The organism is Chromobacterium haemolyticum (genome assembly GCF_009936155.1).
GTDB lineage: Bacteria > Pseudomonadota > Gammaproteobacteria > Burkholderiales > Chromobacteriaceae > Chromobacterium > Chromobacterium haemolyticum.
In genome coordinates, this window is record NZ_AP019312.1 from 5,022,170 (window position 1) to 5,041,208 (window position 19,039).

24 protein-coding genes are annotated in these 19,039 nt (G+C 62.7%); 12 read left to right on the forward strand and 12 right to left on the reverse strand.

Annotated elements, in window-relative coordinates:
* The first annotated feature begins 74 nt into the window (after window positions 1–74).
* The gene (locus tag GYH29_RS23275; RefSeq protein WP_019101576.1) at window positions 75–266 is read left to right on the forward strand and encodes a Lar family restriction alleviation protein; all 192 of its coding nucleotides are present in this window, start codon (window positions 75–77) and stop codon (window positions 264–266) included.
* 9 nt (window positions 267–275) lie between these two features.
* Window positions 276–623, forward strand: coding sequence for a DMT family protein (locus tag GYH29_RS23280; protein WP_019101577.1), 348 nt, complete (start codon window positions 276–278; stop codon window positions 621–623).
* Window positions 624–630: 7 nt separating this feature from the next.
* Here GYH29_RS23280 and GYH29_RS23285 read toward each other — a convergent pair whose 3' ends face one another.
* On the reverse strand, window positions 631–1,416 hold the full coding sequence (locus GYH29_RS23285; protein ID WP_198001721.1) for an inositol monophosphatase family protein: 786 nt from the start codon (window positions 1,414–1,416) through the stop codon (window positions 631–633).
* Between the two features lie 97 nt (window positions 1,417–1,513).
* Between GYH29_RS23285 and GYH29_RS23290 the strand changes: the two genes are divergently transcribed.
* Window positions 1,514–2,239 (forward strand): 16S rRNA (uracil(1498)-N(3))-methyltransferase, encoded by a 726-nt coding sequence (locus tag GYH29_RS23290; RefSeq protein ID WP_043589927.1) that lies wholly within the window; start codon window positions 1,514–1,516, stop codon window positions 2,237–2,239.
* Window positions 2,240–2,266: 27 nt separating this feature from the next.
* Here the strand turns inward: GYH29_RS23290 and GYH29_RS23295 are convergent, their stop codons facing one another.
* Window positions 2,267–3,481 carry an HD-GYP domain-containing protein gene (locus GYH29_RS23295; protein WP_043589926.1) on the reverse strand — a complete coding sequence of 405 codons (1,215 nt, stop codon included), beginning with the start codon at window positions 3,479–3,481 and terminating at the stop codon, window positions 2,267–2,269.
* Between the two features lie 493 nt (window positions 3,482–3,974).
* Between GYH29_RS23295 and GYH29_RS23300 the strand changes: the two genes are divergently transcribed.
* From GYH29_RS23300 to pyrI, 4 genes are all read left to right on the forward strand, one after another.
* A complete protein-coding gene (locus GYH29_RS23300) occupies window positions 3,975–6,050 on the forward strand; it encodes a methyl-accepting chemotaxis protein (protein WP_081575090.1) in 2,076 nt (691 codons plus the stop codon).
* Window positions 6,051–6,078: 28 nt separating this feature from the next.
* Entirely contained in the window at window positions 6,079–6,693 is a 615-nt protein-coding gene (locus GYH29_RS23305; RefSeq protein ID WP_161524469.1) for a LysE family translocator, read from the forward strand.
* A 308-nt stretch (window positions 6,694–7,001) separates the two neighbouring features.
* The gene (gene pyrB / locus GYH29_RS23310; protein ID WP_043589230.1) at window positions 7,002–7,922 is read left to right on the forward strand and encodes an aspartate carbamoyltransferase; all 921 of its coding nucleotides are present in this window, start codon (window positions 7,002–7,004) and stop codon (window positions 7,920–7,922) included.
* 20 nt (window positions 7,923–7,942) lie between these two features.
* A complete protein-coding gene (gene pyrI / locus GYH29_RS23315; protein ID WP_043589228.1) occupies window positions 7,943–8,401 on the forward strand; it encodes an aspartate carbamoyltransferase regulatory subunit in 459 nt (152 codons plus the stop codon).
* Window positions 8,402–8,506: 105 nt separating this feature from the next.
* Here the strand turns inward: pyrI and GYH29_RS23320 are convergent, their stop codons facing one another.
* The 6 genes from GYH29_RS23320 to GYH29_RS23345 all read right to left on the reverse strand — a co-directional run bounded on the left by GYH29_RS23320 (window position 8,507) and on the right by GYH29_RS23345 (window position 13,359).
* Window positions 8,507–9,025 (reverse strand): GNAT family N-acetyltransferase, encoded by a 519-nt coding sequence (locus GYH29_RS23320; protein ID WP_019102489.1) that lies wholly within the window; start codon window positions 9,023–9,025, stop codon window positions 8,507–8,509.
* A 94-nt stretch (window positions 9,026–9,119) separates the two neighbouring features.
* The gene (locus GYH29_RS23325) at window positions 9,120–9,980 is read right to left on the reverse strand and encodes an NYN domain-containing protein (RefSeq protein ID WP_043589221.1); all 861 of its coding nucleotides are present in this window, start codon (window positions 9,978–9,980) and stop codon (window positions 9,120–9,122) included.
* 75 nt (window positions 9,981–10,055) lie between these two features.
* Window positions 10,056–10,859 (reverse strand): substrate-binding periplasmic protein, encoded by an 804-nt coding sequence (locus GYH29_RS23330; protein WP_161524470.1) that lies wholly within the window; start codon window positions 10,857–10,859, stop codon window positions 10,056–10,058.
* Between the two features lie 146 nt (window positions 10,860–11,005).
* Window positions 11,006–11,548, reverse strand: a complete 543-nt coding sequence (locus GYH29_RS23335; RefSeq protein ID WP_019103452.1) for a DUF2059 domain-containing protein — start codon at window positions 11,546–11,548, stop codon at window positions 11,006–11,008.
* A gap of 113 nt (window positions 11,549–11,661) precedes the next feature.
* Window positions 11,662–12,612 (reverse strand): substrate-binding domain-containing protein, encoded by a 951-nt coding sequence (locus GYH29_RS23340; protein ID WP_043589220.1) that lies wholly within the window; start codon window positions 12,610–12,612, stop codon window positions 11,662–11,664.
* A gap of 174 nt (window positions 12,613–12,786) precedes the next feature.
* Window positions 12,787–13,359 (reverse strand): RBBP9/YdeN family alpha/beta hydrolase, encoded by a 573-nt coding sequence (locus GYH29_RS23345; RefSeq protein WP_161524471.1) that lies wholly within the window; start codon window positions 13,357–13,359, stop codon window positions 12,787–12,789.
* Window positions 13,360–13,570: 211 nt separating this feature from the next.
* Between GYH29_RS23345 and GYH29_RS23350 the strand changes: the two genes are divergently transcribed.
* Window positions 13,571–14,569 (forward strand): sulfate ABC transporter substrate-binding protein, encoded by a 999-nt coding sequence (locus GYH29_RS23350; RefSeq protein ID WP_043589214.1) that lies wholly within the window; start codon window positions 13,571–13,573, stop codon window positions 14,567–14,569.
* Window positions 14,570–14,778: 209 nt separating this feature from the next.
* Here the strand turns inward: GYH29_RS23350 and GYH29_RS23355 are convergent, their stop codons facing one another.
* Both GYH29_RS23355 and GYH29_RS23360 read right to left on the reverse strand, forming a co-directional pair.
* Window positions 14,779–15,276 (reverse strand): M48 metallopeptidase family protein, encoded by a 498-nt coding sequence (locus tag GYH29_RS23355; RefSeq protein ID WP_043640245.1) that lies wholly within the window; start codon window positions 15,274–15,276, stop codon window positions 14,779–14,781.
* Between the two features lie 51 nt (window positions 15,277–15,327).
* Window positions 15,328–15,858, reverse strand: coding sequence for a GNAT family N-acetyltransferase (locus tag GYH29_RS23360; protein ID WP_161524472.1), 531 nt, complete (start codon window positions 15,856–15,858; stop codon window positions 15,328–15,330).
* 114 nt (window positions 15,859–15,972) lie between these two features.
* On the opposite strand from GYH29_RS23360, the gene GYH29_RS23365 reads away from it, so the two are divergent.
* From GYH29_RS23365 to GYH29_RS23380, 4 genes are all read left to right on the forward strand, one after another.
* A complete protein-coding gene (locus GYH29_RS23365) occupies window positions 15,973–16,272 on the forward strand; it encodes an antibiotic biosynthesis monooxygenase family protein (protein ID WP_019103620.1) in 300 nt (99 codons plus the stop codon).
* Window positions 16,269–16,877, forward strand: a complete 609-nt coding sequence (locus GYH29_RS23370) for an FMN-binding negative transcriptional regulator (protein WP_157222181.1) — start codon at window positions 16,269–16,271, stop codon at window positions 16,875–16,877. Before GYH29_RS23365 ends, GYH29_RS23370 begins: the two co-directional genes overlap by 4 nt.
* 93 nt (window positions 16,878–16,970) lie before the next feature.
* Complete coding sequence (locus tag GYH29_RS23375; RefSeq protein WP_019103622.1) at window positions 16,971–17,174, forward strand: hypothetical protein; 204 nt, start codon at window positions 16,971–16,973, stop codon at window positions 17,172–17,174.
* On the forward strand, window positions 17,171–17,326 hold the full coding sequence (locus GYH29_RS23380) for a hypothetical protein (protein ID WP_019103623.1): 156 nt from the start codon (window positions 17,171–17,173) through the stop codon (window positions 17,324–17,326). Before GYH29_RS23375 ends, GYH29_RS23380 begins: the two co-directional genes overlap by 4 nt.
* Before the next feature lie 5 nt (window positions 17,327–17,331).
* Here the strand turns inward: GYH29_RS23380 and GYH29_RS23385 are convergent, their stop codons facing one another.
* Window positions 17,332–17,868, reverse strand: a complete 537-nt coding sequence (locus GYH29_RS23385) for a YaeQ family protein (RefSeq protein ID WP_161524473.1) — start codon at window positions 17,866–17,868, stop codon at window positions 17,332–17,334.
* Window positions 17,869–18,047: 179 nt separating this feature from the next.
* Complete coding sequence (locus GYH29_RS23390; protein ID WP_019103625.1) at window positions 18,048–18,734, reverse strand: MliC family protein; 687 nt, start codon at window positions 18,732–18,734, stop codon at window positions 18,048–18,050.
* Window positions 18,735–19,039 lie beyond the last annotated feature (305 nt).

Consider the following 19,039-nt stretch of genomic DNA (forward strand, 5'->3'; position numbering starts at 1 on the left):
CGAATGTGCCCCCAGGCTGCCGCCATCGCGCGGCGGCTTGGGGTAAGATGCCGGTTTTAGCCGGACATCCCGCCATGAACCAAGCTCCGCAAACTGTCCTCAAACCCTGCCCCAAATGCGGCGCGTCCGCACTGCTGGTCAAGGCGGGCTCCCGTCGCTTCTGGGTACAATGCAGCCGCTACCCGGACAACGGCAATTGCAGCGCCATCGGCGCTCAGGCCGACAACAAAAAAGAAGCCGTCGCCAACTGGAACGCCTCCCGCTGAGCACGCATCATGAATCTCTCGCCCTATCTTCTGACGCCGCTGCTGCTGGTGTTGTCCAATGTGTTCATGACCTTCGCCTGGTACGCCCACTTGAAGGACATGTCGTCCAAACCCTGGTGGCTGGCGGCGCTGGCAAGTTGGGGCATCGCCTTGTTCGAGTATTTGCTGCAGGTGCCGGCCAACCGCGCCGGCTACGGCGTGATGACGCTGTCGCAGCTGAAGATCATTCAGGAAGTGATATCGCTGTCGGTATTCATACCGTTCGCGGTCTTTTACATGAACCAGCCTTTCCGCTGGGACTACGTATGGGCTGGGCTGTGCCTGGTGGGCGCGGTCTACTTCATGTTCCGCGGCTGAAGCCGGGCTATTGGTTGGCGCGCACCCAGCGGTGCCATTGAGAAAACAGCTCCGGATTCAGCGCGGCGATGGCGGAGCGCTTCCAGATCACATCGCTCCAGTAGTCGTCGCTGTTGAGGCTGGCGATCTGGCCGCCGGCCTCCTCCAGAATCACCGCTCCGGCGGCGTAATCCCACAAGCGCTGGCCGCCGTGCAGGTAAAGATCGTAGCGGCCGGCCGCCAGATAACACCAGTCCAGCGTGCTGGAGCCCAGATTGCGCAAGCTGCCGCATGGGCAGGTGCTGCCGATGCGCGCGGCCAGCTTGCCGGAGCGCAGATATTTGACCTCCACGCTGGCAATGGCGTCGCACATGGTGTTGACCACGGTTTTCAAGGGCAGCCGCTGGCCGTTCAGAAAGGCGCCCTCGCCGCGGCTGGCGTAAAACATTTCCTGGGACACCGGGTTGTAGATCACGCCCAGCCGGCTTTTGCCGCCCACCATCAGGCCGACGGAAATAGCGAAATACGGCAGTCCGTTGACGAAGTTGGTGGTGCCGTCTATCGGGTCCACCACCCACAAGCCGTCCTGATTCTCCGCCCACAACCGGTCTTGCTCGGCCAGTTCCATCTCCTCGCCCAACACCGGGTGGGGCAGAATGCGGGGCAAAGCGGCCTGCAGCGCCTGCTGGCAAGCCATATCGGCTTCGGTGAACAGCGTGCCGTCGTCCTTGCGGCTTTTGCCCACGCGCAAAAAGCGCGGCATCACCTCGTCGCGCGCCACTTCCCTGAGCACCTGCATCACCTTTTCCAGCACCTGCATTCGTTTTCCCCCAAGGCCGCTGCAATCCCATTTGCTGCAATCGCAGCAAACAAAGCAAAATACCGGTATCAACAGCGACTTTCAATACGTCATGCCCAGGTTTTACATTGACGCCGACCTCAGCGTCGGCCAAACGCTTGCCTTGCCGGACACCGTGGTGCGCCATGTCCAGGTGCTGAGGCTAAATGCCGGCGACGCCGTCACCCTGTTCAACGGCCGCGGCGGCGAGTACTCCGCCGTGCTGGACGCGGTGATGAAACGCGACGCCCACTGCCGCATCGAAGGCTTCGACGAGGTTTCACGTGAAACGCCTATCTGGCTGGGCCTGGCCCAAGCCATTTCCGGCGGCGACAAAATGGAGTTTACCTTGCAAAAGGGCGTGGAAATGGGCGTGTCCGCGTTTCAACCCATCGCCGCGGAGCGCTCCATCGTCAAACTGTCCGGCGAGCGCGCCGACAAGCGCGTGGCGCGCTGGCAGGAAATCGTGATTTCCGCCTGCGAGCAAAGCGGTCGCAACGCCATTCCTGAAGTATTGCCCATTCTGTCGCTGGAGCAATGGCTGAAACAGGCGCCAAACGCCGACGCGCGGCTGATCCTGTCGCCGGTGGGCACTCAGCGCCTAGCCGACATCGCCGCCGCGCCTAAGCGCGCCTGGCTGATGGCCGGCCCGGAGGGCGGCTACTCAGCGCGCGAAGAGGCCGCGGCGCTGAGCGCCGGCTGGACGCCGCTAAAGCTGGGGCCGCGCATTCTGCGCACCGAAACCGCGGCGCTGGCCGCGGTGGCGGCGATGCAAACGGTGTGGGGGGATTACCGCTAGCCAGAGCGGCGCTAGGGCTCGGTCCCACTATAGGAAACGCAGCGGATCAATCTTCCACTTATCCGGCGACTCGTGTTTGACGATGCGGTCGCCGCCGCCGAACCCCATGCCGCGCGACAGATCCACCATCTCCGGCGGAATGTAGACATTGCTCTTGGTGCTGAAAAACACCTTCACCTTGGGCGAGATCAGATTGCTTTCGTTCTGTTCCACCACCACGCCCAGACGGCCGCTCTCCAGCCGCACCAAGGTGCCGATCGGATAAATGCCTATGCTGCGCATGAACGCCTGCACCAGTTGCGGATTGAAGTGGAATTTGGACCACTCGTAGATCTTGCGCAAGGCGTCGGTGGGCGCCATGCCCTTGTGGTAACAGCGGTCCGAAGTCAACGCGTCGTACACGTCGACGATGGCCGCCATCTGCCCCAACTGCGAAATCTCCTCGCCCTTGAGGCCCGCCGGATAACCACTACCGTCGTGACGCTCATGGTGCTGCGCCGCCACCAGCACCGCGGTTTCAGAAATACCGGTGGTTTGCAGCAGGATCTGCTTGCTCTCCACCACATGGCACTTCATTACCGTGAACTCCTGCTCGGTCAATTTGCCCGGCTTGTTGAGAATGCGGTCCGGAATCTTCATCTTGCCGATATCGTGCAGCATGCCGCCGATGCCGGCGTGATGAATCACCTCCTTGCTCATCCCCATCGCGTTGCAGAAGCTGACCATCAACGCGCCGACGCTGACTGAATGCTGGAAGGTGTAGTTGTCCTTGTCCTTGATTCGGCACAGCGACAGCAACGCGCCGCCGTTGCGCAGGATGGAAGAAGTCATCTTGCTCACCGACGGTTCCACCATCTCCAGTTCCACCTGTTTGCCCAGACGCACGTCCTTGAGAATGCCCTGGATGATCTGATTGGCTTCGCTGTGGATCAGTTGAGCGCGGCCAAACTCGGAGCCCGCCTCCACCTGCGGCTCCAGAATGGTCTCGTTGCTGCCGAACTCGCGGATCTGCTCCTCCAACAGCTTTTTCACTTCGGTGGCGCTGGGCGCGGAGGGCAAGTCCATTCCCTTGCGCGTGTCGATATACACCTCGTGAATGCCGGAATCGGCAATCTTGCGGATCTCTTCCTCGTGCTTGATCAAAAAACGCTTAAGCAAAAAGGGGTGCGACATCCAATCGCAGTTCAGATCATGGATGTACATGCCCACCTTGAGATCGGCCACTTCTATGCACTTGATCATTCTGTGCTCTTTATCCCGCCGCGCGTCTGTGCCGCCCGCCGCGCGCATGCGTCTCCGCCACCCTGTCACCAGGACCCCACCGGCCGCTATCACCGACGCAAATGGACCTGCACGCCCGGTTCCCCCCAGGCGCGCCTTCTTTCAGCATCAACTCCGCTATCGGCATTTGCAAGGTATTCCATTAGCCCGACGGCTAAATAAGCGGCGCCGCATGACATGCGAATTCTCCGTCAAGCTCGCGCAAAGCCTGCTAGATAACGCAGTGCGCCGCCACTTGTCACGCGGCTGTAAATATTGCCGCCGCGGCCATTGTGGCGCGCTCCCCACGTTCCGCCGCGCCGCGGCCGGCTTTTAGCGCATCGGCATGGACCGGTACGGGCCTCTGGCTTTAATGTCTATAAATAAGGGCAAGAGGCCGGACCTCGCCTCCGCTCGCGCGCTACCGCGGCAAGCCGCCCTATAACAAGCTTCGCAAGGTACTGGGGAAAGAAGAATGAAACAGCAGAAATGGGGCCGCCTGAGCACCCGCATCATTCTGGTGGCCGCCGCCGCCATCGCCATCGGCTTCGCCGTCATGATCGGCCTGATCGCCTGGCAGAGCTACAGCTCGGCGGTGGACCAAGGCTACAAGCTGGCCTCTGAACAGGCCAGCAGCTACGCCAAGGACGCGGAAAGCGACTTTGCCCGCAACTTCACCCTGCCGCGCCACCTAGCCGACGCGGTATTGGGCATACAACGCGTCGCGCATCCGGACCGTAAACACACCGACAACACCATCCAGCAGATGCTGGACAACGCGCCTCAGTCGGTGGGCCTGTGGATGCTATGGGAACCAAACGCCTTCGACGGCAACGACAACGGCTTCCGCATGGATTGGCCTCGCCACGACCCCACCGGCCGCTATCAGCCCTACATCACCAAGAACGACAAGGGCAAAGCACAAATGGACGTGATGATGTCGGCGGACCGCGTCAAGGAATTCCCCAAGTTCAAGGATCACCCGGAAAGCTATCAGCCCGACTACGAAAAACCGGGCTGGGGCGATTTCTACTACGTGCCCAAGCAACGCGGCCGCGACACCATCACCGAGCCCTACCCCTACGAGGTGCAGAACCGCAAGATCCTGGAAAGCTCGCTGGCCGTGGTGATCAAAGACGCCGCGGGCAAAATGCTGGGGGTCTCCGCCACCGACATCGCGCTGGACGACCTGCAAAAGAAATTCGGCCAGATCCGGTTATATGAAACCGGCTATGTCAGCATGCTGTCCGAAGGCGGCCTCTACGTGGTCAATCCAGAGGCCAGCCTGCTAGGCAAACCCGCGCCCAAGGACAGCCCGCTGACGCCCTATCTGGGCAAGATCAAGCAAGGCGAAGACTTCGTTTACGAGGCCGGCGGCTTCACCCACTTCTTTCACCCTGTGAAAGTGGCCAATACCGGCCAGTTCTGGACGCTGGGCGTCAGCATACCCACCGCGGCCATCACCGCCGACGCGCGGCGGCAAAGCCTGACCGCGGTGCTGATAGGCGCGGTGGCGCTGGCGCTGATTCTGCTGGTGCTCGCCGGCGTGGTGCGCGCGCTGACCCGGCCGCTGAACCATCTGGCCGCCACCATGGAACAATTGGCCTCCGGCAAGGGCGACCTGACCATCCGCATCCCGATCAGCAACCGCGACGAAATCGGCCGCACCGCGGACGCCTTCAACCGTTTCATCGCCAGCCTGCGCGACATGTTCGTGGAGGTGCGCGAACAGAGCCAGGCGGTCACCGCGGCGGCGGTGTCCTTGCAGGAGTCCGCGCGCCAGGTGGAAAGCGCCTCCGCGTCGCAATCGGACGCCGCCAGCGCCACCGCAGCCGGCGTCGAGGAAGTGACCGTCAGCGTGCAGCACATCGCCAACACCGCGCAGCTGGCGGAAAGCACCGCGAGGGAAACCGGCCGCCTGACCGAGCAGAGCGTCTCCACCGTCAACCAGGTCACCGCCGAAATCCGCCGCATGACCGACAATATGCACGCGCTGGCGGATCGGGTGAATGTCCTGGGCGCGCGCTCAACCGAGGTCAGCACCATCGTCAACGTGATCAAGGACATCGCGGACCAAACCAATCTACTGGCGCTGAACGCGGCAATCGAAGCCGCGCGCGCCGGCGAGATGGGCCGCGGTTTCGCCGTGGTGGCGGACGAAGTGCGCAATCTGGCCGGCCGGACCGCCGAGGCCACGGTGGAGATCAGCCGCATCGTCAACGCCATCGGCCAGGAAACCCGCGACGCCGTCAGCGACGTGCAAAAGAGCAGCCAATTGGTGGGCAACAGCGTCGCCATCGCCGAAGACGCCAACCAGGCGATGCAAACCGTACTGGATCGCAGCCACGGCCTGGTGGGCAGCATCGTCGACATCGCCTCCTCCACTCGCGAGCAGTCCGCGGCCAGCCTGGAGATCGCTCAGAACGTGGAGCGCATCAGCAGCATGGCGCAGAGCAATAGCGACGTGGTGCGCCAAGTGGCCGCCTCGGTCAGCCATCTGCGCGAACTGTCGGCGCGACTGGAAGCACTGGTAGGCGACTTCCGTACCTGAACCGCCAAACGATGAAAGGAAAGCCCTGATGACGGCAATTGACTGGTGGCCGTTTGTCGCCGCCTCGCTGCTGCTGGTGGTCACGCCGGGCGCCGGCACCCTGTCTATCCTCAGCGCGCTCAGCGGCGGCGGGCTGCGCGCCGGCTACGCGGCCCAGGCCGGTCTGCTGGCCGGCGATCTAATTCTGATCACGCTTGCCGGCGGCGGCGTGGCGGCGCTGCTGGCCGCCCACCCCGGCTGGTTTGAACTGCTGCGCTACGCCGGCGCGTTCTATCTGGCTTGGCTGGGCGCGAGATTGCTGTTCCACCGCGACGGCGGAGCCGCGGCCATGACCGCACCGGCGCGACACAGCGCCGGCGCCTGCTTCCGCCGCTCGCTGTTGATCACCCTGGCCAACCCCAAAGCCATCCTGTTCTTCATGGCCTTCTTCCCGCAATTCCTGGAAGCCGGCCGCGCCGGCCCGGCCGGCTTCGCGCAGCTGGCCACGGTATTCTGCCTGATCAATATGCTCTACCTGGCGCTGCTGGTATGGCTTGCGGGCCACCTGCGCCGCCGCGCGTTCGCCCCCGGCGCCCGCCTGCAGCTCAACCGTCTGCTGGGCGTCTGCTTTCTCAGCCTGGGAATCAAATACGCGCTGCGCTAAGAACCTGTTCATAGTCTGCTGCGCAGGTGGAAGTGTCCTTTTTCTGCCATCAATTTTGATAAATGCGACACGGGTCTTACCGTCGTGCAGGAATTGGGATTACAATCCCGCAATTTTGTTCGGACCACAGGCAATGACCCACGCAAAAACGCTTCCCGCACGACGCACCGCCCGCCACGGCGGCGACTTGGCGTTGGCGCGAGCCGTTGCCGTTCCCGAACCCCGACGCAGTAATAAAACAAGCTCCTGATTCCAGGGGCTTTTTTTTTACCCGCGACTCATAAAGCCAATATTGAAAGGACGCGACCATGGCCAACCCCCTCTACCGCAAACACATCATTTCCATACCGGACTTCAGCCGCGAGGAACTGGAGCTGGTGGTGGCCACGGCAGCCCGCCTGAAACAACAGCCTCGCAACGACCTGCTGAAAGACAAGCTGGTGGGGAGCTGTTTCTTCGAGCCCTCTACCCGCACCCGTCTGTCCTTCGAGACCGCGGTGCAGCGGCTGGGCGGCAGCATCATCGGCTTCGCCGACGGGGGCAACACCAGCGCCAAGAAAGGCGAAACCCTGGCGGACTCCATCAAGATCATCGGCTCCTACACCGACGCGGTGGTGATGCGTCATCCCAAGGAAGGCGCGGCGCGCCTGGCCAGCGAGTTCTCCGCCGTGCCCATCATCAACGGCGGCGACGGCTCCAACCAGCACCCAACCCAGACCCTGCTGGACCTGTTCACCATTAGGGAAACCCAGGGCACGCTGGAAAACCTGACCGTCGCCTTCGTCGGCGACCTCAAATACGGCCGCACCGTGCATTCGTTGACCCAGGCGCTGTCGCTGTTCGGCGCGCGCTTCTACTTTGTGGCGCCGGAGCAGCTGGCAATGCCGGACTACATCTGCGAAGAACTGGATGAAAAGGGCATTCAGTACACCGTGGTGGGCAGCCTGGACGACGTGATCCCGCAAGTGGACGTGCTGTACATGACCCGAGTGCAACGCGAGCGCTTCGACGAGGCCGAGTTCAAGAAGATTCAGGGCAAGTTCGTGCTGCGCGCCGACATGCTGCACAGCGCCCGCACCAATATGAAGATTCTGCACCCGCTGCCGCGCGTCGACGAGATCGAAACCAGCGTGGACGCCACGCCGCACGCTTATTACTTCGAACAGGCCAAGAACGGGGTCTACGCGCGCCAGGCGCTGCTGTCTCTGGTGCTGAACGAGACCGTCTGATTCAGGAAAAGGAAACCATCATGCAATACACCCGCACCGTAGAAGCGCTTAAGCAAGGCACCGTCATCGACCACATCCCGGCCGGCCAGGGCCTGGTCATCCTGCGTCTGTTCAAACTCAGCGAAACCGGAGAGCGCGTCACCGTGGGGCTGAACCTTTCCAGCCGTCACATGGGCGCCAAGGACATCATCAAGGTGGAGAACATCGCGCTGTCGGAGGAACAGGCCAACGAGCTGGCGCTGTTCGCGCCGCAGGCCACCGTTAACGTGATCGACAACTTCGAGGTGGTCAAAAAACACAAGCTGGCGCTGCCGGACACCATCGAAGGCATCTTCTCCTGCCCCAACTCCAACTGCATCTCGCACAACGAGCCGGTGACCAGCTTTTTCTACGTCAAACCTCAGGCGCGCGACACAAAAATGAAATGCAAGTATTGCGAAAAGGTGTTCAGTAGGGATATCGTTGCAGAGGTGCGCTAAGTCGTACAAGGGTGAATAGAGAAATATCAAGAAAACACTGCGTTCGACAGTGGTAAAAAGCACGAGCAAGCGCCGCAGTCATCTGCGGCGCTTCTCATTTCAGGCTCACGACGCAGACGGCCCCTCGCTGGCGCCGTCGATAAAGCGCTGCAGAAACACCAGGTCCAGCCAGCGGCCAAACTTGAATCCCACCTGCGGCAGCATGCCCACCTGCTGGAAACCCAATTTCTCATGGAAGCGGATAGAACCCGCGTTGGCGGCGTCCACCGCGCCTATCATGGTGTGCTTGCCCAGCGCCTTGGCGCGCGGAAACAAGGCTTGCACCAAGGCGGTGCCAATGCCCTTGCCGCGCGCGTCGGCGGACAGGTGCACGCTGTGCTCCACGGTGAAGCGGTAGCCCGGCTTGACGCGGAAATCGCCAAAGCTGGAGAAACCCAGGATCTTGCCGTCCTCCTCCGCCAGCAGCACCGGATAACCGGCCGCGGCACGGTCCTGGAACCAGACGGCAAACTCGCCGGCGGACAGGGGATCGTCGTTATAGATGGCGGTGGTGGTGGCGATAACCTCGTTGTAGATGTCGAGTATCGCCGCCAGGTCTTCCAGCGTGGCGTCGCGGATAATCATGTTCTGTCCCTTGATGATGTGGCTTGTTGTGTGGATCGCGGCCGCATGCGCCGGCCCGGATCCTTGGAATGCAAACAGTGTACCAACAGCCGCTTCAAGCGGCAGCCGCCGGCTTTTTGCGCGGGCTGCGCTTCTTGCGCACTGGGGCTTCCGGCGGTGGATCGGCCTCTGGCGGCGTGGACGCGGCGGCCGGAACCGGCTCGCCATCGTGCTTGAGCCGGATTTCGCAATGCAGCTTGGAGCCGTTGCGGCTTTCCTGCACTGTCAGGAAGTCCAGCTTTTTCACCATCTGCGACAGCCGGGAATGGCCGTAGACGCGTGGGTCGAACGAGGGATCGTTCTTGGCCAGATAGGTGCCCACCACCGACAGCTCGGCCCAGCCGCTGTCGCGCGCCACCGCCTCGATCGCATTGGTGAACACGTCCTGCAACGGATGGCGCTCCTTCTCCGGCTGCGGCTTGGCGCGGCTGCGCGTGCTGCGCGCCTTGGGCTTGTCGGCCACGCTTTTGGCCACCGGCTCCGGCCGCAAAATCTCGGTGAACACGAACTTGTCGCAAGCGGCGATGAAGGGCCGCGGCGTCTTTGACTGCTCGCCCAGGCCGATCACCATCAACCCAGACTCGCGCAGTCGAGTAGCTAGGCGGGTGAAATCGCTGTCGGAGGACACCAGGCAGAAACCGTCGAAATTGCCGGTATAGAGCAGGTCCATCGCGTCGATGATCAGCGCGGAGTCGGTGGAATTCTTGCCCTTGGTGTAGGCGAACTGCTGAATCGGCGAAATCGCGTACTGGTGCAGCACTTCCTTCCAGCCCTTCAATTGGCTGGTGGTCCAGTCGCCGTAAGCGCGCTTGACCACGGCGGTGCCGTACTTGGCCACCTCGGCCAGCAACTCGGCGATCAGCGCCGACTGCGCGTTGTCCGCATCGATCAATACCGCCAATTTGCGATTTTCCATGCTTGGTTTCCGTAAAACGATTGAGTCATGCTAAAACCGGCCGCCGCGGCTGTCAAAACCGGCGGCCGGACGCCGCTACGGCGGCGGGGCGCGCAATGTCTGCTCCACGATGGCGGCAATCCGCCCCTCGCGCTTCATCTGCTCCAGGACGGCGTTCAGTTGCCGGATGAAATCGTCCAGATAGGGAAAACGCCGCTGGCCGCGCTTGGCGAAGCCGACGTAAGCCCACTCGCCGTTCAGGCTGGCCGCCGCCGCCAGTCCGCCGCGTTGCTCCGCGCTGATCGCGCCGCGCCGCTGCAGCCGCTCCAGCACATAGAGAATGGACAGCTTGTCGTTCAAATAACAATCAATGCGGCCATTGACCAGCTTCAGCAGATTACCCTGAGTGTCCGGCGCTTCGTCCAGTTGAATCTCGCCGCGCTGCACCGCCAGCCAGAATGCCTTGCCGCCGGGGCGGAAACCCGCGTTGTTGCCAAAACGCAGGCCCAGGAAATCCGCTGGCCAATGCGGTCGCGGCGCGCGCATGATGTCCGCCCGGCAATACACCGTCAGCTGCTCCTGCCAGAACGGCGCCGAATACCCCATGTAGTCGCGCTCCGGACGGTAGTACGGCGGAGACAACGCCGGCGCGCGGCCGGCCTCCAGTTCGGAGAGGCCGCGCTTCCACGGCACAGGCCTCAGCTCGATGCGATAGCCGGACAAGCGCTGCGACGCCTCGCGCAACACTTCGTTGTAAACGCCCTCTGCCCGTCCGTCCTTCTCATAGGAATACGGCGGATAACCATTGTCGACCAAAACCACCACCTGGCGCGGCGGCGCTGCCGCGATGTCCTGCGCCAGCCCGGCCAACAGCAGCCACAACAAGCCCGATCTGATCATTTGAATGACATAATTCGTGTCGATAAACACGTTATAGCCGCTACGCGCGCCAAGGAGATGGACTGGCCGCTAAACGAACCCGGAACCGCGCGCGGCAAACAAAAAGCCGCCCAGCGGGCGGCTTTGACGGCGAAGCGCGGATGCGCTTACTTTTTGGCGATGCTCTTACCGAAGCTTTCCGCGGCGGCGCGCATCTTGGGCAGCAGCACCGGCTCGGCGGCTTTCAAGGTGTCGCCGGCAATGGTGTTGATGATCTGCGGCTGCTGTTTCAGCAGTTTCTGACCCGCTGCGGTCTTGTAGAAAGCATTGATCTGCTTGAGCTCGTCGGCGCTGAACTGGGCGCTGTAAGCCTTGGCCACAGTCTGCTCGAACTGCTGCTTGGCCGTGCTGGAGCCAAAGTAATCGCTGGCCAGCTTGTGCACGTTCTCGCCGTAGGTCTTGAAGCCTTCCTGCGCCTTCTTCTGCTGAGCTTCGCTCAGCTTGATCTTGTTCTTGACGAAGTATTCCTGCAGCAGCGGCATCGCGCTGGCGGTGGTGCGCTGCGCCAGTTCCGGCAGCATATTGTTCAGGTTCAGCGTGGCGGACAACTCTTTGACGGCGGCGTCCTGGGCGGCGTCGGCGTGCGCCAGCAGCGGCAAAGTCAGCGCCAGGGCGGCCAGGCCGGCTTTGAGCGGGCGTGATGCGAACATGTGGAATCCTTTGGCTTTGAGTTGAAAACAGCTGGCGTCGGCCAGGCCGACGCGAAAACACCGGCAGTGTGACACCGCCGCCGCCGCAGGTCAAAAAAGACGGGGGCCTTCGCCTAGCGCGCCGCGGCGGGCGCCGGCGGCAACTGGCTTTGCCAGCCCTGGTAGGTGCCGATATTGGCGCGAGTGATCAGCTGCACCGGCACTAACACCAAGCTTGGCTTGGCATTGGGCTTATCCAGCAATTGGCGCCCTAGCTTCACCGCCGCCACGCCGATGGCGTACGGCGCTTGGCTGACGGAGGCCACAATCTGATTCCGCCCTCGCAACGCCTTTTCGATATCCGGCGAGCCATCCACCCCGGCCACCATCACCTCCTTGCGGCCGGCTTCCCGCGCGGCCTGTTCCGCCCCCAGCGCCTGGCGATCGTTGCAGGAGAACACGCCGTTGATCATAGGGTAGCGCCGCAGATGCCGTTCCATCAGCCGCTTGCCGCCCCAGCTGGACGCCATGCCGCTCTCTTGATGGCTGAGCAGGCGAATTTTGGGGAATGCGGCCAAGCTGCGGCGACAGCCGGCCACCCGGTCCCAGACAGAAGACACCGGCGGACCGCTCTGAATCACCATCGTACCGCTGCCATGCATCTGCTCCGCCAGATAACGGCAAGCTAGCGCGCCGGCCTGAACATTGTCCGATTTGACCGTGCCGTCGACGCCGGGCGCGTCCACATCCACCGCCACCACTCGTACCCCGGCTTGGTGCGCCAGGCGTACCAGCGGCGCCACCGCCTTGCTGTCAGCGGCCACCAACAGAATCAGCTCCACCTGCTGACGCAGCAGTTGTCGCACCTGTTCTTCCTGTCGCTCCAGGCTGAAATTGGCGGAAAGGGTGGTGACTTGCGCATTGGGATTGGCCGCGCGCGCCTCGTTCAGCGCGCCGCGCGCCACGATCTGATAGAAGGGGTTGTCCAGCGCTCCCACGGATACGCCGATGCGGCTCAAGGGGGCGGCGTAAACAGCGCCGGCCAGGGACAGCCAACAACAGGCGAAGAATCGGCTCGGCATCATGGCCACTCAAGAGAGGGTTGAAATACATGCCATCCCAGTTTAGACCACCTGGCTTGAAGCGAAACTACGCCGAACAATGGCTTGGGAGCCGCAATGCTCCCGGCGACGCCAGCGGCCTGCGGGCCTGCTCAAGACCCGGCGCGCCGCGTGCCGCAACGCGCGGCAGATGGAGACTCAGGCCGCCTGGCTCAAGCTGGCCCGCACCCTTTGCGCCAGCAGCTCCAGTTGCAGCCAGCCCTCTTCCCATTGGCAGTGGCCGGACTCCACATTGATGTGGCCGGCCTGCCGCAGCCAGGCGATGGGCGTGCGCCAGTAGCCCGCCAGCCGAGCCGCGCGCGGCGTCTTGCAGAACGGATCGTTGCTGCTCGCCACCATCCTGGCCGGAAACGGCAAGGGCTGCCGCGGCGTCGGCGCGAACCCCATGAGCTCGCGCGGCACAAAGGGCCGCTCCACATCCGCCGGCGCCACCAATAAAGCGCCAGCGATTCGCCGCGGATGGCGCTGCGCGTAATGCGCCACCGCTACGCAGCCCAGGCTGTGGGCAACGACGATGGCTGGCTTTCGCGTCCTCTCAAGCGCCTGATCCAGGCCATGCAGCCAGTCGTCCAGCCGCGGCGCGTCCCAATCGCTTACCTCCACCCGCTCGGCTTTCAAACGCCGCTGCCAGTGGCTTTGCCAATGCCGCGGGCCGGAGTTGTGCCAGCCAGGCTGAATGATCAAGTCGAAATCCGCCAGCGAAGGTTCCATCGCTCAGCTCCTCAAAGGTTGATCTCGCACTGTAGAATGACTTTTATATTCTTGGAAATGATATTGAACGAAAAACTTATTCCCCATACCTCTAAAGCAGCGCTGTCACCGCATAGATTTATTTGGAATTTAAAGATAAAAAACAATCACTTCTAGCTCTAAAACATTTCTGATTAGATGCAATCATCGCTTGCACTCTCAGGAAATCGCCATGCCACGACTCGCCCTCCGCCACGCCCTGCTGTCCCTAGCCTTGTTCAGCGGCGCCGCGCCGCTGCTGGCCTCGGAGCTGCTCAACGTCTCGTACGACCCTACCCGCGAGCTATACCAAGACGTCAACAAGGCCTTTGCCGAGCAATGGAAGAAACAGGGCGGCGACGTCGCCATCAAGCAGTCGCACGGCGGCTCGGGCAAACAATCGCTGGCCATCCAGCACGGCCTGGAGGCCGATGTAGCCACCCTGGCGCTGGCCTACGACATCGACGTGCTGGCGGATCAGGGCCTGCTGCCCAAGAACTGGCAAAGCCGCTTGCCGGACAATAGCTCGCCCTATACCTCCACCATCGTGTTCCTGGTGCGCAAGGGCAACCCCAAGGGCATCCGCGATTGGGGCGACCTGATCAAGCCCGGCGTCCAGGTCATCACTCCCAACCCCAAAACCTCCGGCGGCGCGCGCTGGAACTATCTGGCGGCCTGGGGTTACGCGCTGAAACAGCCCGGCGGCAACGAGGCCAAGGCCCGCGCCTACGTCGGCGAACTATACAAGCACGTGCCGGTGCTCGACACTGGAGCGCGCGGCGCGACGCTGACCTTCGCACAACGCGGACAGGGCGATGTGCTGCTGGCTTGGGAGAACGAGGCGGTGCTGGCGGTGAAAGAGCTGGGACCGGATAAGTTCGACATTGTCACCCCCTCCTTGTCCATCCTGGCGGAACCGCCGGTGGCGGTGGTGGATAAGGTGGCCGACAAGAAAGGCAACCGCAAGCTGGCCGAGGCTTATCTGAAGTTCCTGTATACCCCTCAGGGCCAGACCATCGCGGCGCAGAACTACTACCGCCCGCGTGACGCCAAGATTGCGGCGCAATACGCCGGCCAATTCCCCAAGGTCAAGCTGTTCACGCTGCAAGAGACTTTCGGCGACTGGCGCAGCACCCAGCGCAAGCACTTCGCCGACGGCGGCGTGTTCGATCAACTAGTGGCCAAGAAATAAACACCGCCCCGTAGAACCCGCTCAAGGTCTCGCGCGTCAGATCGAGACAAGGCGAAAACGGCTGATGAAGCGAAATGTGCATTCGGTACATGAGCATTTCGAAGCCGTACTCACCGTGTAACGTCCCACAACGCGCAGTAGATCGTAAACAGGTTATGACATGCGAACAGCCCGGCTAGCCGGGCTGTTGTTCATGCCGCGACAAGAACTCAGGCCTGCTGACTTTCGCGCCAGGTCAACCACACCCGCATGTCGAACTCCAACTGGTGATAGTCCGGCTCCATATGACAACACAGCTGATAGAAAGCCTTGTTGTGATCCTTCTCCTTCAGATGGGCCAGCTCGTGCACCACAATCATGCGCAGGAACGGCAAGGGCGCGTCGCGAAACAGCGCGGCGATGCGGATCTCGTTCTTGGTCTTCAGCTTGCCGCCCTGCACCCGCGACACGAAGGTATTGGTGCCCAGCGTGCCCTTGACCGGGTGCTGCTGACTGTCGTAGCTCACCTTGGCCGGCAAGGCGGCGTTTTTCAGATAACGCTGCTTGATCTCGGACACATACTGGTACAACGCCTTGTCCGTCTGCACATCGTGGCTGTCCGGGTACTTGCGCGCCAACCAGACGCCAAGCTGCCCGGCGTCCAGCAGCGCCTGAACCTGGCCTAGCAAGGCGGAGGGATAGTGTTGCAAATAGTTGAGAGTAGACATCGCCACATTGTAAAACGACTGCGCGGCCCGGTGTTGTCGCGACGCAAACCGTTACAGCAACAGACAGGACGGATCATCCCACTGATAGCTGAGCGCCAGCGCGCGCCGGCCCCCGGCGGTGTCCACCTCGCAGGGCTCGGACTCCACGCCGCCCAGTGCCCGGTAAAAGGCGCGGCCGTCCCGATTTGCTTGGTAAGCCCACAAGAACAAGGGCCGGCCCGGCGCAACGCGCAAGGCTTCCGTCGCCGCCGCCGCCATCAAGGCGCGGCCAATGCCGCGCCCCTGCTGCCCGGCCTGCACATGCAGATTATCCAGATAAACGCCCCGCTCCGGCGCCTCGTCCGGCAATAGGCAAACAAAGCCCACCGGCTCTCCCTGCCACAGCGCCAGCCGTACCCAGGGCGGCCGCTCGGCGGCGAAACGCTGTCTCCACACCAGCAGGCGCTCGTCCCAAGCGCGCAAGTCCAGATACTCATCCGGCAGGATGCCGCGGTAATGCTGCCGCCAACTGGCGACATGCAGCGCGGTGATCCGCTCTACATCCCCAGCATCGGCCGCGCGCAGCAATAGGTTCTTGGTCATCTTCGCTCCTCCTAGGCGCGGTGGTTCCACGCCAGCGGCCAAACTGGCTCTGGCCAAGACCGCCGGCAATCGAGACAATGCCGATTCCCCCACCTTACTCCAGGAAGGCCCTGCATGCATGTCGTGATTTTCCGCGCGGCTACGCGGCAACTGGATGACGAGTACTTCGCCGTGGCGCGGCAAATGCGCCAGCTGGCGCTGGAACGCTTCGGCTGTCTTGCCTTTGTTTCCGCCTGTGAGGACGGCCAAGAGATCGCACTATCCTACTGGCCCGACGCCGACAGCATCCGCGCGTGGAAGGCCCATGCCGACCATGTGCTGGCGCAGCAGCTGGGACGCGAACGTTGGTATCGCCAGTATCGGGTGGAAGTGGCGCGCATCGAACGCAGCTATGAATGGGAGCCGGCGCCATGATGTATACGCCAGATGCTTTCTCGGGCCGCCCGGCCGCGCTGACGGAACTGCTGGCCGCCCACCCCTTCGCCACCCTGATCACGCCTCAGGCCGACGGCGAGCCCTGGATCAGTCATCTGGTGCTGTTGGCCGATCCTGAACAGCCGGACTGCCTGCTCGGCCATCTGGCGCGCGCCAACCCGCACAGTCAAGCGTTGCTGCGCGGCGGCAGCGTGGCATTGTTTCACGGGGAACATGGTTATGTGTCGCCGGCCTGGTACGCTGCCGGCGGCGCCCAGGTGCCTACCTGGAACTATCGGGTGGCGCATGCACACGGCGTGGCGGAGGAAATGGAAGGCGCGGCCCTGTTGAGCCAGCTAGAGCGGCAGGTGCGCTGTTTCGAAGGCGAATCCGGCTGGCGGCTACCCAGCGAAAACCCGGCCATCCAGGCCATGCAGCGCGCAGTCGTCGGCTTCCGGCTACGGGTGAAGCGTTGGGATATCAAGGAAAAGCTGAGCCAGAACCGCAGTGCGGTGGACCGGAACGGCGTGAGCGCGGCGCTGGAGCGCATGGGAGGCGAAAACGACGCCTTGGCGCGCGCGGTGCGCGACGCGCGGCGCGACTAGCTGCTTTTTATCGGAGACCGCAGCTTCTTTAGCCTCTTTTTACGCGTCGGAGCCTAGCATTCAGCCAAGTGTTCCACCTGGAAACCTTTGGCCATGACATCAAACAAACCTGTCCGTCGCGCCTTGCCGACGCGCGGCATTCCGGACTACCTGCCGGACGAGGACCCGACGCCGCTGGCGCTGCGCCGCTACATACTCGAAGCCCGTTTTCCGGCAACGCGCTGCCGAGCCGAACCGAAACTCGGCTGGCGCGCGTCCTTGCTCGCCTGGTGGCGGCTGGTGAGCGCGCGGCGATGAAGCGCGGCGATCTGGCGCTGCGCCACCGCCGGCTATTGAATGCCTACGCGGCCCGTCATCAACGCATGCCCTGGCTCAAACGCAAAGCGCGGCTGCCGCGCACGGCACACTCAGGCTGGCTGGCGCGGCTAAGCGCCTGGCTGCGCGGCTGAGCGCCTTATTTGAGCCGCAGCGGCTCCACCAGCACATTGCTTGATTCGTCGGCCAGCCACAGCTGGCCATCCTGGATGGTGGCGCTCAACTGCATGCTGCGCTGACAGATGGCGACCAACTCCGCCAGCGTGGCCGGCTCAACGCGGAACACGCTGAGCTTGTCCAGCCGGGACAGCTTGTTCTCGATCTGCAGCCACCACACCTCGCTGGCGCGGCCGCCATAGCTGTACAGCACCACTTGCTCGGCGCGACTGCACGCTTTCTTCAGCCGTTTTTCATCCGGTTCGCCCAGCTCCACCCACAGCTCGATATCGTCGGCATAGCTTTTCTGCCACAACTCCGGCTCGTCGTCTGCGCTCAGACCCCTGCTGAATTGCAGGGTTTCGCTGGCGTTGAGCGCGAAGGCGACCAGGCGCAACATCATGCGCTCGACGGTTTCGGACGGGTGCTGGGCCAGCGTCAGCTGATGACTGGCGTAATAACCGCGATCCATGTCGGACACGGCAAGATTGGCTTTGTAAATGGTGGCGGACAGGGCCATGGGCAGTGTGCGGCTTTGCGGAATTAAAGACGCTATTGTACGGGGCCGCCGCCGGTTGCGCCCGCTCAAAGTTGCGCGGGCAAAGGAAAGATCGGGCGGAAACGGCAGAAGAAGCGGCTTTGCTCGCACAGTGCGCAGCACGCGGAGGATGTTCACCGCGGCGCGATTTGAACGGCTTATTAGGGCGAAGGCTGGCTGGAACAATCCAAGGGTTCCCCCCGCCAGGTGATGCTGGCCTCGCGGCCCTTGATCCACAGTTCCAGTCCCGGCGCCGTGTAGCGCGCACCGCTGCCGCTCAGGCCCTGGTGCAAGATGGCGGTGGAACCGTTGTACTCCAGCTTCACCGTGGGGGGATGGGTACGGTAAAAGGTGGCCAGCACAGTGCGGGTGGAGTTCCCCTTGCAGACATAGCGCAAGGGCGTCAGCGACGGCGCCAATCCCCAAGCCGCCTGCAACTGGGTGATGCGCATGATGTAGACATCGCCCAGACACATATGCATATCCTCGGTCTTGACGCAGTCTTTCAGGCTTTTCACCCAGCGGCGCTGCTCGGCGATCAGTTTAGCCTCGGCTCCCGGCCGCCCTTGCTGCGCCTGCTCCAGCGCCTGGGCGTAGACCTTCTCCAGCCGATTGTCCTGTCGGGTCAGGCTTTCGTCCTGACACACCATGGCCTCCACCGGATTACCCGGCTTTTCGCAGTTAAAATCGGTCGCCACCGGCGTGTTGGCTTCCGCCGCTTCCTCGGCGGCCTTGCCGCTCTCCGCCGCCCGGCCATGGCCGCCCTCCGAGCCGCCCTTGCCGGCGGCTAACGCCAACACCGGACACAAAATGATCAAGCCGACCAGCCTACGGGCGGATCCAGGCATACCGATTTCCTCTGAACTGCGTTATTCGCCGCCCATCCCGGGCGGACACATCAAAACAGGGCATCTTGCCGCCTCGGCCGCAGCGCTCCGCTGCACTGGCGACGTGACAACATGATACCAGTTCGCCCATTCGCATTTATTAATAATATCAGCCGTCAAAACGGCTTTGCGCGGGTTTGGATTCCGCTGAAATGGATATGACAATGCGGCGACAAGTTCCCAAACCGCCGATTTGAAGGTAAACTCCGGCCTCCCGCGTGCAATTCCAATCTTTGCGCGCCGCGCGCGCTTCATCCCGAAGCGCC

What these genes read in the sequence shown, in the direction of transcription:
- GYH29_RS23275 (WP_019101576.1), top strand. Translation starts at nt 75, where the DNA reads ATGAACCAAGCTCCGCAAACTGTCCTCAAACCCTGCCCCAAATGCGGC.
- GYH29_RS23280 (WP_019101577.1), top strand. Translation starts at nt 276, where the DNA reads ATGAATCTCTCGCCCTATCTTCTGACGCCGCTGCTGCTGGTGTTGTCC.
- GYH29_RS23290 (WP_043589927.1), top strand. Translation starts at nt 1,514, where the DNA reads ATGCCCAGGTTTTACATTGACGCCGACCTCAGCGTCGGCCAAACGCTT.
- GYH29_RS23295 (WP_043589926.1), bottom strand. Translation starts at nt 3,481, where the DNA reads ATGATCAAGTGCATAGAAGTGGCCGATCTCAAGGTGGGCATGTACATC.
- GYH29_RS23300 (WP_081575090.1), top strand. Translation starts at nt 3,975, where the DNA reads ATGAAACAGCAGAAATGGGGCCGCCTGAGCACCCGCATCATTCTGGTG.
- GYH29_RS23305 (WP_161524469.1), top strand. Translation starts at nt 6,079, where the DNA reads ATGACGGCAATTGACTGGTGGCCGTTTGTCGCCGCCTCGCTGCTGCTG.
- pyrB (WP_043589230.1), top strand. Translation starts at nt 7,002, where the DNA reads ATGGCCAACCCCCTCTACCGCAAACACATCATTTCCATACCGGACTTC.
- pyrI (WP_043589228.1), top strand. Translation starts at nt 7,943, where the DNA reads ATGCAATACACCCGCACCGTAGAAGCGCTTAAGCAAGGCACCGTCATC.
- GYH29_RS23320 (WP_019102489.1), bottom strand. Translation starts at nt 9,025, where the DNA reads ATGATTATCCGCGACGCCACGCTGGAAGACCTGGCGGCGATACTCGAC.
- GYH29_RS23325 (WP_043589221.1), bottom strand. Translation starts at nt 9,980, where the DNA reads ATGGAAAATCGCAAATTGGCGGTATTGATCGATGCGGACAACGCGCAG.
- GYH29_RS23330 (WP_161524470.1), bottom strand. Translation starts at nt 10,859, where the DNA reads ATGATCAGATCGGGCTTGTTGTGGCTGCTGTTGGCCGGGCTGGCGCAG.
- GYH29_RS23335 (WP_019103452.1), bottom strand. Translation starts at nt 11,548, where the DNA reads ATGTTCGCATCACGCCCGCTCAAAGCCGGCCTGGCCGCCCTGGCGCTG.
- GYH29_RS23340 (WP_043589220.1), bottom strand. Translation starts at nt 12,612, where the DNA reads ATGATGCCGAGCCGATTCTTCGCCTGTTGTTGGCTGTCCCTGGCCGGC.
- GYH29_RS23345 (WP_161524471.1), bottom strand. Translation starts at nt 13,359, where the DNA reads ATGGAACCTTCGCTGGCGGATTTCGACTTGATCATTCAGCCTGGCTGG.
- GYH29_RS23350 (WP_043589214.1), top strand. Translation starts at nt 13,571, where the DNA reads ATGCCACGACTCGCCCTCCGCCACGCCCTGCTGTCCCTAGCCTTGTTC.
- GYH29_RS23355 (WP_043640245.1), bottom strand. Translation starts at nt 15,276, where the DNA reads ATGTCTACTCTCAACTATTTGCAACACTATCCCTCCGCCTTGCTAGGC.
- GYH29_RS23360 (WP_161524472.1), bottom strand. Translation starts at nt 15,858, where the DNA reads ATGACCAAGAACCTATTGCTGCGCGCGGCCGATGCTGGGGATGTAGAG.
- GYH29_RS23365 (WP_019103620.1), top strand. Translation starts at nt 15,973, where the DNA reads ATGCATGTCGTGATTTTCCGCGCGGCTACGCGGCAACTGGATGACGAG.
- GYH29_RS23370 (WP_157222181.1), top strand. Translation starts at nt 16,269, where the DNA reads ATGATGTATACGCCAGATGCTTTCTCGGGCCGCCCGGCCGCGCTGACG.
- GYH29_RS23375 (WP_019103622.1), top strand. Translation starts at nt 16,971, where the DNA reads ATGACATCAAACAAACCTGTCCGTCGCGCCTTGCCGACGCGCGGCATT.
- GYH29_RS23380 (WP_019103623.1), top strand. Translation starts at nt 17,171, where the DNA reads ATGAAGCGCGGCGATCTGGCGCTGCGCCACCGCCGGCTATTGAATGCC.
- GYH29_RS23385 (WP_161524473.1), bottom strand. Translation starts at nt 17,868, where the DNA reads ATGGCCCTGTCCGCCACCATTTACAAAGCCAATCTTGCCGTGTCCGAC.
- GYH29_RS23390 (WP_019103625.1), bottom strand. Translation starts at nt 18,734, where the DNA reads ATGCCTGGATCCGCCCGTAGGCTGGTCGGCTTGATCATTTTGTGTCCG.